Here is an 11,969-nt window from a genome sequence, read left to right as displayed (position 1 = left end):
CGTGTCCGACCGCTACAACGCCTTCCTCTATCGTGACGAGACCGCGACCGGCGGTGAGGGGCCGCTTTCGGGCATGAGCGTGGGCGTGAAAGCGAACATCGCGGTGAAGGGAATGCCTTTCCATGCCGGGATCGGCGCCTGGAAGGACCGCGTGGCGGGCGAGGATGCAGAAGTGGTGAAGGCGCTGCGCGAGGCGGGCGCGGCGATCACCGGCATTCTCAACATGGAGGAAGGCGCGCTTGGCGCGAAGACCGACAACCCGCATTTCGGCCCTGTCCAAAACCCGCACCGCCACGGCTTTTCGCCCGGCGGATCGTCGGGCGGCAGCGGCGCGGCGGTCGCGGCCGGGCTGTGCGATGTCGCGCTCGGCACCGACACGATGGGTTCGGTCCGTATCCCGGCGGCGCATTGCGGGGTCTATGGTTTCAAGCCCGCCACCGCCCGCGTGAGCCAGCAGGGCCTCGAACCGGCCGACCTGTCATTGGATGCGATCGGCCCGTTGGCGCGCGATCTCGACACGCTCGAACGGGTCGCGCGGGTCATGAGCGATTTCCGGGAAGGCGCTATAGACGGTCCCGGCGCGACACTCGCCGGGCACGGCGTCGAGATCGACCGCGAGGTTCTGCGGGTTTTCGCCAAGGTCGTGCACGACATGGACGCCGAGCCGGAGGTCGAGAGCCTTTCCGAGCCGTGCAGCCGCATCCGTTTTGCAGGCTTCATCCGGGTGTCGTGGGCGATGGCCGTCCATCTCGAAGGGGTGGCGGTCTCCGATCACCTCGCCAGGCTGCTCACCTATGGTCCCGACCGGCCGGAGAAGAAGCTGGCGGAGGACATGGACGTGCTCAACCAGGCGCTGTTCGAAGTCCGCCACATTGTCGCAAAGCACGGCTTCCTCATCCTCCCCACCGTGCCCAACCCGCCTTTCCCCCGTGCGACACGCGAACCCGCCGCGCAGGCCGATTTCACTTGCCTTGCCAATATCGCGGGGCTTCCCGCGCTCAGCCTGCCCGCCGGATGGACCGAGAACGGCCTGCCCGTCGGCGTGCAGATCGTCGGGCCGGAAGGGGCGGAGGCGGGGCTGTTCGCGCTCGCCCGCACACTCGACCAGAAAATGGGTGCATACCGCCCGCCCAAGCAAGGAGCCTGAACCATGCGCATCATCTGCCTGTTCAACCTGAAGCCCGGAGTCGACGTCGCCGAATACGAGGAATGGGCGAAGACCCGCGACCTGCCGACGGTGAACCGCCTCGGCTCGGTGACGAGCTTTACCGTGCACAAGTCGGTGGGCGTGTTCGGCGACGAGAATGCGAGGCCGCATTTCGACTATATCGAGATCATTGACGTGACCTCCATGGACGTATTCGTCGCCGATATCTCTACGCAAGATTTCCAGGCCGCCGCCGCGCCCTTCCAAGGCTTTGCCGATGCGCCGCAATTCATCCTGACCAAGGACCTGTAGAATGGCGCGCTTCGACGGGAAAACGGTCGTTGTCACCGGATCGGGCAAGCACAAGGGGCTCGGGCAGGGCATATTGCAGGCCTTCGCCGACGAGGGCGCGAACTGCGTCGTCTCGGACGTGACGATCGACGCCGAGGCCGAGGAAGTCGCCGAGGAACTGCGGGGACGCGGGGCCAAGGTCCTGACGGTCGCCTGCGACGTCTCCGATGCAGGGCAATGCCGCGCGCTGGCCGCCGCGGCGGTGAGCGAATTCGGCGGCGTCGATGTCTTCGTCAACAATGCCGGGATCGGCTTCAAGATGAAGCCCCTGCTCGAAGTCGACACGGCGGAGGAATGGGACAAGGTCATCGCCGTCAACCTGTCGGGCGCGTTCTACGGCACGCAGGCCGCCGCGCGCGCCATGGTCGACCGCGGGCAAGGCGGGCGGATCATCAACATTGCCAGCCAGGCGGCGAAATCGGGCTTCCCGCACCTGCCCGCCTATGTCTCTTCCAAGCACGGCATGGTCGGCCTGACGCGGGCGAGCGCGGTCGAACTCGGCGCGCACGGCATCACGGTGAACGCGGTGTGCCCGAACCATGTCACGACAGGCCTCGGCGCCAAGCAGAACGAATACTTCTCGAAGCTGCTCGGCTTCGAGACCGTAGAGGCCTACCTCGCCAACATGAGCGCGAAGAACCCGATGGGCCGTCCGGGCCTTCCTTCGGACACGGCGGCGGCCTGTCTGTGGCTCGCGAGCGAGGATGCCTTCTACGTGACGGGCGAGGCGCTCAACGTCTCCGGCGGGGAGGAGATGCACTGATGCCGCTCACCGAGGAACGAATGGACTGGCCCGCCGGCGCGAAGATGGCGCTTTCGGTGGTCGTCAATGTCGAGGAAGGCAGCGAGATGACCATCGCGCGGGGCGACCGCGGGATGGAGCCGGTCGACGAGCTGGGCGTCTTCGTGAAGTCGAAGATGCGCAACTATTCGAATGAATCGAACTACCTCTACGGGATCAAGGCGGGCGCGCCGCGCATCGTCAAGCTGCTGAAACGCTATGACATCATGGCAAGCTGGACGGTCGCCGCTCTCTCCCTTGAAAACCACCCGGAGATCGCGGAGGCCATCGTCGAACTCGGCCACGAACCGGTCAGCCATGGCTGGCGCTGGGTCCACCAGTTCAAGATGGACGAGGAGGCGGAACGCGATTTCATCCGCAAGGCCGTGACCAGCATCGAGACAACCTGCGGGCAGCGTCCGCATGGCTGGTTGTCGCGCTATCTCCTGACCGACAACACGCGGCGGCTCCTGAGCGAGGAAGGCTTTACCTACCACATGGACGATTACAGCGGCGACGTTCCCTACTGGGACCGCGACACGGTGCCGGGAAGGCCCATGTGCATCGTCCCCTACCAGCTCGACAACAACGACATGAAGATGTGGACCGACCCCGCGCTCACCCCGCATCAATGGCTCGATTATGCCAAGGCCAATTTCGACCAGGTCTACCGCGAGGGCGAGGAAGGGAACCCGAAGATGATGAGCCTCGGCCTGCATTTGCGGATCATCGGACGCCCCGGGCGGGTCTGGGCGCTGGAGGAATTCTTCCGCCATGTCCGCAAGCATGACGGCGTGTGGGTGACGACGCGCAAGGCCATCGCGGATCACTTCATGGAAACCCACCCGGCATGAACGTGCGGCTGGAAATCGAGGGGCGCGTCGGCCACCTGCTGATCGACCGTGCGGACAAGCGCAACGCCTTCGACATGGCGATGTGGGAGGCGCTGCCGGGCCTGCTCGATGAAGCGGCGGCGAACCCGGACCTGCGCCTTGTCGTGGTGCGCGCGGCCGAGCCGGACGGGGCGTTCTGCGCGGGCGCGGACATCCGCGAGCTTCTGGCGAACAAGGACGATGCCGGTTGGCGCGCGGCGAACCAGCGCGCTATCAACCGGGTGCAGTACGAACTTGCCCGCCACCCCCTGCCCACTCTCGCCTTCATCGAGGGCGACTGCATCGGCGGGGGCTGCGGCATCGCGCTAGCCTGCGACCTGCGCGTGGCGACGGACAGGGCGCGTTTCGGCATCACACCTGCAAAGCTCGGCCTCGTATACCCGCTGCACGACGTGAAACTGCTGACCGATCTGGTCGGGCCGGGACAGGCCAAGCGCATTCTCTACACCGGCGGGCTGCTGTCGGCGGAGGAGGCGCTGCGGATCGGGCTGGTCGAGACGATCGCCCATGACCCTGCGACCCTTATCGAGCAATTGCTTGCCGCGAGCCCCCATTCGATCCGCGAGACCAAGCGTTTCGTGCGCCGCGTGCTTGACGGGCAGGCCGAGGACGATGCCGACACGCTGCGGATCTTCGCCGAGGCCTTCACCGGCCCGGATTTCCTCGAAGGCACCAGCGCCTTCGTCGAGAAGCGCAAACCGGAGTTCGGCAAATGACCATCCTTCACGGCACGATCATGGGCGGGCTTTCGACCCTGCCCGATCTCGAACGCGGCCTTGCCGCCTATCGCGATACGCTCGGCCTCGACCTCGTCGAGCGCGGCGAGCTTCCCGAAGGGCTCGCCGCAAGCTGGGGCTGCCCCGGCAATGCCGGTTCGCCCTATGCCGTGCTGCGCCCGAAAAGCGGCGCGCCGTGCTGGTTCCGGCTGGTCGAACAGGCAAACCACCCCGATTTCAAGCCGACCACGACCTATGGCTGGGCCGCGTTCGAGACCACGGTCGAGGATGTCTGGCACTGGCCCGAGGCGCTTCCCGCCGACCTCTTCACCATCGTCGGCCCGCCCAAGGTGCTCGAGAACATAGAACCCGCCTTCATCCCGATGCAGGCGCTGGGGCCGGGGCGCGAGATGGTCTATCTGAATCAGGTCCTTGGCGACCTGCCCGACACCGACCTGCCGCGCGCGGGATCGCGGGTGGACAGGATCTTCATCGTGGTGCTGGCGACCCCCGACCGCGAGGCCAGCATCGCGTGGTATTGCGATCGCCTCGCCCTCAGGCGGGGTGAGGATTACACGCTTCCCTACAGCATGATCAACGACGCCTTTGGCCTTGCGCCCGACACGCAGACGACGATCACCATGGTGAGCCATGGCCGCATGCCGATCGTCGAAGTCGACGATTACCCGGACGAGGCGGCCCCGCGCGCGCGCCATGACGGCAAGCTCCCGCCCGGCAATGCTCTGGTCACGCTGGCGGTCGAGGACCTCGACGACTGCACCGCCGAATGGCTCGCCCCGCCATCCCCGCGCGAGGGGGCGCTCTACGAAGGCCGCCGCGCGGCAACAGCGATCGGCGCTGGCGGAGAGCTCGTCGAATGCGTAGAAACGGGGGCATGAAACTTTACGCCTTCTATTGCCGCGACGGGGAACAGGGCGAGGCATTGCGCAGCCGCCTGCTCGAAGACCATCTCTCCCATGTGGAGGCGCATATCGGCGATTACGCGGTCGCCGGTCCGCTCAGGCAGGACGGCGCGACGGTCGGCTCGCTGCTGGTGATCAAGGCCGAGGACGAGGTCGGCGCGCGCGCGATATTCGAAGCCGATCCCTATTTCCGCGCCGGGGTGTGGCAGGCGATCCGGGCGGACGAATTCATGGCTGTAGCGGGCGACTGGGTCGGCGGCGCTGCGTGGAAGAAATAGCCTGGCGCGCGAAATCCTGCGGCGTCACGTCGGGCGCGAGATTGTCGATGTCGCGCCACAGCTTCCACATGCCGTCCTGCCATCTGTAGACGAGGAAGCTGCGCCCCACGACCACGCTGGGCTGCTTGCCCGGAAAGGCGATGTCCATGCGGTATTTCGCCGTGACGAAGCCCGTTTCGCCTTCGACCACCGCCTCTTCCGGCTCGAAACGGAATGCCACCTGCGCACCGGCTTCGGGCAGTCGCTGCAGGAAGGCGAGGATCGCGTCCGCCCCTTCGATCCTGGGCTGGCCCTGCGTCATCAGGACCGCGTCGTCGGCGTAGAGCGTGCGCAGTTCGGCCCATTCGCCCGCTTCGTAGAGCACCTGCCAATGGGCCCCCGCCTCGATCAGCCCGGCGCTCGAGCGTTCATTCGTCGGGGTGGCGGCGACCGGCGGTTCGATGCCCACGCAGGAGACAAGCGCGAGCGCGGCGAGCGGCGCGAGCAGGCGGGACAACCTCATGGGACGAGCACCGTCGATCCGGTGGTCCTGCGCGCCTCGAGATCGCGGTGCGCCTGTGCGGCCTCGCCAAGCGGATAGGTCTGGCCGACCGTGACCTTGACCTTGCCGCTTTCGATCATCTCCCACACCCGGCCCATGCCCGCCTCGCGCTCCTGCGCGCTCGCGTAATAGTGGAACAGGGTCGGACGGGTGACGAAAAGCGAGCCCTTCTGCGCAAGCACGCCGAGATTGACCCCGTCGACCGGTCCGCTCGCATTGCCGAAACTGACGAGCAGCCCGCGCGGGGCGAGGCTGTCGAGCGAGGCCATGAAAGTGTCCTTGCCCACCCCGTCAAGGACGGTCGGAACACCCGCCCCATCGGTGATCTCGCGCACGCGCGAGGCGATTTCCTCCTCGTCATAGCGGATCACGTGGTCGCAGCCCGCTTCGCGCGCGATGTCCGCCTTGGCCGCCGTCGAGACGGTCCCGATCACGCTCGCCCCGATCGCTTTCAGCCATTGCACCATGATAAGCCCGACCCCGCCCGCTGCGGCATGGACCAGTACGGTGTCGCCCGCCTGCACCTTTGCGCAGCGATCGACGAGGCCTTCGGTGGTCGCGGCCTTGAGGATCGCGGCAGCGGCGATCTCGTCCGAAATGCCGTCCGGCACCTTGAACAGGGCGGAAGCGGGCATGACCCTGTGCGTCGCATAGGCGCCGAGGCCGGGGCCCATATAGGCGACACGGTCGCCCTCGGCATAACCGGTCACGCCTTCGCCCAGCGCGACGATCCGGCCCGCCGCCTCGAGCCCGAGGCCGCTCGGCAGTTCGACCGGATAGAGCCCGGTGCGGTGGTAGGTGTCGATGAAATTGAGCCCGACGGCCCCGTGTTCGATCAGAACCTCGCCGGGGCCGGGCGCGGGGGCGTCCTCTTCGACGAAGGCAATGACTTCGGGGCCGCCATGTTTGCGGATTTCGGCGCGGGTGGATTTCATCTCTGTGCCTCTCCTTGGTCGAGCGAACAGCTTGCCTGCACCCAGCGCAGGTTGATGCCGACAAGGCTCGCATCGGGCGAGGCCCAGGCATAGCTCTCGGCCCGCTCGGGGTCGTCCTTGTGCACATAGAGCACGAGGCTGGGTCGATTGCGACTGCCTTTCGCCCAGGTGACGTTGCGCATTCTCAGCGTGATGTCGGGCGCTGCGCCCTTGCCGGGGACGATCACGCGCCCGCCCTGGTCGAACACGCTCAGTGCGCGCGCGAACGTCCAGTCTTCGCTGCCGTCGGGCTTGTCGGCGAATTTCCGGGCGGAAAGCCAGCAGGCGAACATCCGCGCGCGCCGCAGCTCGCTGCCCTCGACCTGCCAGCCCGAGCCGGTTTCGCGGCGCTCGAGGCCGGGTATGGGCCCTTCGCTCCAGTCGCCCTGCGGCACACCGAAAGCGTCCAGCGCACGCCAGCTTCCATCGGCGGCAATTTCGAAGGCAAGGTCCGACGCGCGCTCGCGGCCTTCCTCCTCGGCGAAATAGCTGTCCTCGGTGTTGGTCCAGATGCCGGGCGCGAGCCGGTCCTCGGCGAACGCCGGGGCAGCGGCGACAAGGACGATGAGCGCGGCCTGCCTGATCATCCCGCTTGCCTAGCCCAGCGCGCCATGCTTGGTAAAGATGTCCGGACAAATCGGGAGTGCAAGGATGCGGCGGGTTCTGGAAATCGGTTTGGCGCTGCTCGCGGCAGCGATTGGCTTTCCCGCAGCGGCCGAGCAGCCTGCCCCGCGAGCCATTCTCGAACGGGCGGTGGAGGCGCATGGCGGCGATGTCTGGCTCGCCCCGCGTACGCTTGCGCTGTCGGGCGAGGCGACCTTCTATGACCGGGAGACGGGCGCGGTCCGCTCGCGCGCGGACGATTACCGGATGTGGCGCGCCTTCGATCCCGACCGGGCCAGCGCGCACGAGGCGTCGGGCAAGGTGCGGATCGTGGCGAAGTCGGGCGAGCGGGTGCTGTTCGAGATCGGCTATGACGGCGAGACGACATGGACCGAGCGCGGCATCATGGCGAAGGAACGGGCGGACGAATACTGGGCGAACAATTTCGGCTTCGGCGTGGTGCGGCAGGCGCTGGGCGAAGGCTTTACCCTCCACCGCGCGCCTTCGCGCGACATCCTGGGGCGTCCGACCGACCTCGTCCGGATCGTCGACCCGCAGGGCGCGGAAACCCTCTTCGGGTTCGACGCGGAAAGCGGCTTCATCACCTATCTCGCCTTCGACACGCCGCGCGGGTTTCACGAACGGCTCTATGCCGATTTCGTGAGGCTGCCCAATGGCTGGGTGCAGGCGCGCGAGGTGACGCTGCTCTATGACGGGATCAAGAGCAATATCGTGCTGTGGACCGAGACGAAGGTGGACGAGCCGGTCGACCCGGCCCTTTTCACCCCGCCATCGCAATAGCGCCTATTCGGCAGCTTCCGCGAGATCGCCCCATTCGGGCTGGCGCGGCGCGGGAAGGCCGGTTTCGGTCTCGCACGCGGCGCGCAGTTTCTCGATGCCGGGGCCGTAATCGAACAGCGGCAATTCCCCGCGCGAGGCCTTCATTTCCTCGCGCAGCTTCGTGGTCGCGTCCGCATCGACATTGCCCTTGTCGTCCGCCACGACGCCATAGGCCTTCGCGCCGTCGCTGGTGACGAGGCCCTGCCGGATTTCGAGGCCGACGAGTTCCGGATCGCGTTCGAGCGGGTCGCCCCAGCCTCCGCCGCCCCAGGTGATGAAATGGAGGAGGTCTCCGGCGCGCACCTCGACATCCTCGACCTTGTTGCCGACGATCTCGGCCGTCCCATCGACACGCTCGAGAACCTTCTTCGCGCGCATGCCGGGATGGCCGCCATTGACCCCCCAGGGCGGCACGAACCAGCGATCGTCATGGATCGCGATATTGCCATCGGCGAGGAAGCGATAGGTCATATGGATGCCGTTGCCGCCCCGGTGAAGCCCCGCCCCGCCGCTGTCGGGCTCGGTCGAATAGCGCTCGATCCGCAGCGGGAAGTACCGCTCTAGGAATTCGTTGGGCACGTTCGTGAACCCCGGCCACAGTGAATGCCCGTCCGGCCCGTCGCCCAGCGGCCGGCCCGGAATGCCGCCGAAGCCGATCTGGAAAAGCTGGAACCACTCGCGCGTGTTCTTGCGATTGTCCCATCCCGAATAGAACAGGTGCGGGGAGGACGAGAACCCGGCGGCATTGAGGAATTCGGGCGTCTTCTGACCGAGCAGCCCGCCCAATATGTCGAAGATCCTGCCCAGCGCATGGGTGCGGCCCGACAGGGCGGCGGGGAATTTCGGCTTCAGCAGCGATCCTTCGGGGATGCGCACTTCGATCAGGTCGTAGAACCCGTCATTGAACATGATCTGCGGGTCGAAGACCATGATCATGTAAATCCCGAAGAACATCTTGAACATGTTCTCGTTGAGGTAGAAATTGATCGAGGCCGCGCTCTGCGGGTCGGTGCCGTCGAAATCGAGGATGACCTTGTCGCCCTCGCGCCGCATCGTGCACTTGATCCGGTAGGGGCCGAAACCCTTGCCGTCGTCGCAGATGTAATCCTCGAAGCTCACCGGCTCCTCGGCCACGGCCATGGAGATCAGCGCCTTCATCGCGCGGTGGTTGCGATCGAGCAGTTCCTGCGTGGCGGAATAATAGACATCGTCGCCGAAACGCTCCGCCATCTCGATCACCCGGCGGCTGGCGACGCGGCACGAGGCGATGAGCGCGTTGAGATCGGCCTGGCACCAGTCGGGCTTCCTCGTCTGGTGCATCACCAGCTTCATCAGGTCGTGGTTGTATTCGCCCTGCTTCCAGATCTTGACCGGCGGGATGCGCACGCCTTCCTCGAAGATCGAGGACGCGCCGATTGGCATGGAGCCGGGGACCATGCCGCCGATGTCGGACTGGTGGCCGAACATCGCGGTATAGGCGATCAGCCGCCCGTCCTTGAACACGGGGAGCAGGACCAGCCAGTCGTTCGAATGGCTGATCGCCCCTTCGCAGGAATAGGGGTCGGACAGAAGGATGAGGTCGCCATCCTCCAGCGTATCGTCGAAGCCTCTCAGGAAGCCGTCGATGAAGCTGCCGAACTGGCCGACGATCATCTTGCCCGCAGGGTCCGCGATCATCGGGAAGGCATCGCCCTGTTCGCGGATGCCGGGGCTCATCGCGGTGCGAACCAGCGTCGCGTCCATCTCGATCCGGGCGTTTCGCAGCGCGTTCTCGATGATGTCGAGCGTGACGGGGTCGATCGCGACCTTGTTGAACGGCGTGTCGTTGGTTTCGACGATGCGTGCAGGCATGATGTCAGCCCTCCGGATTGATGAGGATGTTACCGACCGCGTCGATCGTGGCAATGCAGCCGCTTTCGACGAGCGTGGTCGAATCCATTTCGGTGATGATGGCGGGGCCGGGGATGCGGTCGCCCTGCCTGAGCTTCGAACGGTCGTAGATCACGGCCGACTGTTCGCGCCCGTCCATCCAGAGCTTGTGGTCGCGGATCTTCGCACCGCTCGGATCGCCGTCGCCCTTGGGCAGTTCGGCCGCTGGAAGGGAGGGGGGCTGGCCCAGCGCCACGGCGCGCAGGTTCACGATCTCGTGCGGCGTTTCCATGTTGAAGGTGAACAGGCGCAGGTGCTCCTCGTCGAACCGGGCAAGGATGCCTTCGATCCCGTCCTTCTCCAGCACGACCTTGTCGATGGTGAGCGGGACCTCGAAGGCCTGCCCGGCATAGCGGATGTCGACTTCGAATTCGGTGGTTATCTGGTCCTCCGCGACCCCGTCCGCGATCAGCTCGCCGCGGGTCTGCGCGGCCATTTCATCGAGCACCGCGTGGAGATCGGAAATCGCCGTGTCCTTCGCGAGGCGCGAAAAGCTGCGCGCGGTCTCGGTGCGCATCCGCGTCGTCGCATCGCCCAGCGCGCACAGCACGCCGGGGGAAACGGGCGAGACCGCGGGCCACGAACCCATCAGCCGCGCGACCGCGTTGACATGGAGCGGACCGGCGCCGCCGAAGCCCATCAGCGCGAATTCGCGCGGATCGTAACCCTGCTGGACGCTGATCATCCGCAGCGCGCCGAACATGTTTTCATTGACGATGTCGATGATGCCGCGCGCCGCCTCCATCAGGCTGACGCCGAGCGCATCGGCAATGGTCTGCACCGCCACCTTCGCCGCCTCGCGGTCGAGCCGGAAGCTGCCGCCGAGAAGGTCTTCGGGAAGGTAACCGAGCACGACGTTGGCATCGGTCACGGTCGGCACTTCGCCGCCCTTGCCGTATGCCACCGGTCCGGGCACCGCGCCCGCGCTTTCCGGGCCGACGCGCAGCGCCTTGGTCAGTTCGGGCACGTGCGCGATCGAGCCGCCGCCCGCGCCCACGGTCTTCACGTCGAGCGATGAGGCGCGCACCGACAGGTGGCCGACATCGGTGGTGCGCTCGCGCCGCGGCTCAAGTCCCTCGATCAGCGCGACGTCGGTCGAGGTTCCGCCGACATCGAGCGTCAGGATGTTCTTGAGCCCCGCATTCTTCGCCACCCACAGCGCGCCGGTGACGCCGCCCGCGGGGCCGGACATAAGGATGTTGACCGGATGCTCCTCGGCCTTCTCGCTGCTCATCAGCCCGCCATCGGAACGCAGCAGCGAGAGCCTGCCGCCGAAACCTTCGTCCGAAAGCTTGGTCCGCAGGTTCGAGACATATCTGCTCACCACCGGGCGCACCGCGGCGTTGGCAACGGTCGAGAGCGTGCGTTCGTATTCCTGCATTTCGGGCAGGACCTCGTGGCTGAGCGAAACCGGAATGCCGGGCAGTTCCTCGGCCGCGATCTCCCCGATCCGCTTTTCATGCGCGCCGTTGACATAGGCGTTGATGAGGCTGACCGTCAGCGCCTCGATCCCCTGGCCTTTCAGCTTTTGCAGGACAGCGCGCACCGCGTCTTCGTCGAGCGGGCGCACCTCGTTGCCGTCGGCGTCCATCCGACCGGGCACTTCGAGCGTGTCCTCGAGATGGGCGAGCGGCTGCGGCTTGGGCCACACGATCCATGCCGCAAGCCCGCCGGGGACGAAGCTGCGCGCGATCTGCATGACGTCGCGGTAGCCCTCGGTCGTGATCAGCCCGACCTTGGCGCCCTTGCCTTCGAGCACGGCATTGGTCGCGACCGTCGTGCCGTGGAGGAAATAGACCACGTCCTTCAGCGAGACGCCCGCCTGTTCGGTGATCGCCTTGACGCCGTTCAGGATCCCTTCGGAGCTGTCGTGCGGGGTCGAGGGCGTCTTGTGCCGCCAGAAGCGCCCGCTGTCCTCGTTGAACAGCAGCAGGTCGGTGAAGGTCCCCCCGACATCGACGCCAAGCCTGTAAGTCATGCAATCTCCCCTGTT

Annotated in this window: 13 protein-coding genes; 8 read left to right on the top strand and 5 right to left on the bottom strand. The window is 66.3% G+C overall.

What is annotated here, in order from left to right:
- Window position 1 precedes the first annotated feature (1 nt).
- Genes Ga0102493_RS16295 through Ga0102493_RS13845 form a run of 7 tightly spaced genes read left to right on the top strand, consistent with a single transcriptional unit; the run spans window position 2 to window position 5,089 of the window.
- Window positions 2-1,147, top strand: a complete 1,146-nt coding sequence (locus tag Ga0102493_RS16295) for an amidase (RefSeq protein WP_051697730.1) — start codon at window positions 2-4, stop codon at window positions 1,145-1,147.
- A gap of 3 nt (window positions 1,148-1,150) precedes the next feature.
- Entirely contained in the window at window positions 1,151-1,459 is a 309-nt protein-coding gene (locus Ga0102493_RS13870) for an REDY-like protein HapK (protein WP_034902045.1), read from the top strand.
- Window position 1,460: 1 nt separating this feature from the next.
- Window positions 1,461-2,261 (top strand): SDR family NAD(P)-dependent oxidoreductase, encoded by an 801-nt coding sequence (locus Ga0102493_RS13865; protein ID WP_034902043.1) that lies wholly within the window; start codon window positions 1,461-1,463, stop codon window positions 2,259-2,261.
- On the top strand, window positions 2,261-3,133 hold the full coding sequence (locus Ga0102493_RS13860) for a polysaccharide deacetylase family protein (protein WP_081845567.1): 873 nt from the start codon (window positions 2,261-2,263) through the stop codon (window positions 3,131-3,133). Before Ga0102493_RS13865 ends, Ga0102493_RS13860 begins: the two co-directional genes overlap by 1 nt.
- On the top strand, window positions 3,130-3,888 hold the full coding sequence (locus tag Ga0102493_RS13855; RefSeq protein WP_034902042.1) for an enoyl-CoA hydratase/isomerase family protein: 759 nt from the start codon (window positions 3,130-3,132) through the stop codon (window positions 3,886-3,888). Before Ga0102493_RS13860 ends, Ga0102493_RS13855 begins: the two co-directional genes overlap by 4 nt.
- Window positions 3,885-4,787 carry a VOC family protein gene (locus tag Ga0102493_RS13850; protein WP_034902040.1) on the top strand — a complete coding sequence of 301 codons (903 nt, stop codon included), beginning with the start codon at window positions 3,885-3,887 and terminating at the stop codon, window positions 4,785-4,787. Before Ga0102493_RS13855 ends, Ga0102493_RS13850 begins: the two co-directional genes overlap by 4 nt.
- Entirely contained in the window at window positions 4,784-5,089 is a 306-nt protein-coding gene (locus Ga0102493_RS13845) for a YciI family protein (protein ID WP_034902038.1), read from the top strand. Before Ga0102493_RS13850 ends, Ga0102493_RS13845 begins: the two co-directional genes overlap by 4 nt.
- On the opposite strand, the gene Ga0102493_RS13840 is transcribed toward Ga0102493_RS13845, so the two are convergent.
- From Ga0102493_RS13840 to Ga0102493_RS13830, 3 genes are read right to left on the bottom strand one after another with little or no spacing between them, the layout of a single operon-like run.
- The gene (locus Ga0102493_RS13840; RefSeq protein ID WP_081845566.1) at window positions 5,040-5,591 is read right to left on the bottom strand and encodes a YybH family protein; all 552 of its coding nucleotides are present in this window, start codon (window positions 5,589-5,591) and stop codon (window positions 5,040-5,042) included. The genes Ga0102493_RS13845 and Ga0102493_RS13840 overlap by 50 nt on opposite strands.
- Window positions 5,588-6,565 carry a quinone oxidoreductase family protein gene (locus Ga0102493_RS13835; RefSeq protein ID WP_034902034.1) on the bottom strand — a complete coding sequence of 326 codons (978 nt, stop codon included), beginning with the start codon at window positions 6,563-6,565 and terminating at the stop codon, window positions 5,588-5,590. Before Ga0102493_RS13835 ends, Ga0102493_RS13840 begins: the two co-directional genes overlap by 4 nt.
- The gene (locus Ga0102493_RS13830; RefSeq protein WP_034902032.1) at window positions 6,562-7,191 is read right to left on the bottom strand and encodes a hypothetical protein; all 630 of its coding nucleotides are present in this window, start codon (window positions 7,189-7,191) and stop codon (window positions 6,562-6,564) included. Before Ga0102493_RS13830 ends, Ga0102493_RS13835 begins: the two co-directional genes overlap by 4 nt.
- 64 nt (window positions 7,192-7,255) lie before the next feature.
- Between Ga0102493_RS13830 and Ga0102493_RS13825 the strand changes: the two genes are divergently transcribed.
- Entirely contained in the window at window positions 7,256-8,008 is a 753-nt protein-coding gene (locus Ga0102493_RS13825; protein WP_051697729.1) for a hypothetical protein, read from the top strand.
- Between the two features lie 3 nt (window positions 8,009-8,011).
- Here Ga0102493_RS13825 and Ga0102493_RS13820 read toward each other — a convergent pair whose 3' ends face one another.
- Together Ga0102493_RS13820 and Ga0102493_RS13815 are read right to left on the bottom strand one after the other, a co-directional pair.
- Entirely contained in the window at window positions 8,012-9,898 is a 1,887-nt protein-coding gene (locus Ga0102493_RS13820; RefSeq protein ID WP_034902030.1) for a hydantoinase B/oxoprolinase family protein, read from the bottom strand.
- A gap of 4 nt (window positions 9,899-9,902) precedes the next feature.
- A complete protein-coding gene (locus tag Ga0102493_RS13815) occupies window positions 9,903-11,954 on the bottom strand; it encodes a hydantoinase/oxoprolinase family protein (RefSeq protein WP_034902028.1) in 2,052 nt (683 codons plus the stop codon).
- Window positions 11,955-11,969 lie beyond the last annotated feature (15 nt).

It is taken from the genome of Erythrobacter litoralis (assembly GCF_001719165.1).
GTDB lineage: Bacteria > Pseudomonadota > Alphaproteobacteria > Sphingomonadales > Sphingomonadaceae > Erythrobacter > Erythrobacter litoralis.
The sequence above is the reverse complement of the archived record's forward strand: the minus strand, read 5'-3'. Positions and strand labels throughout refer to the sequence as shown.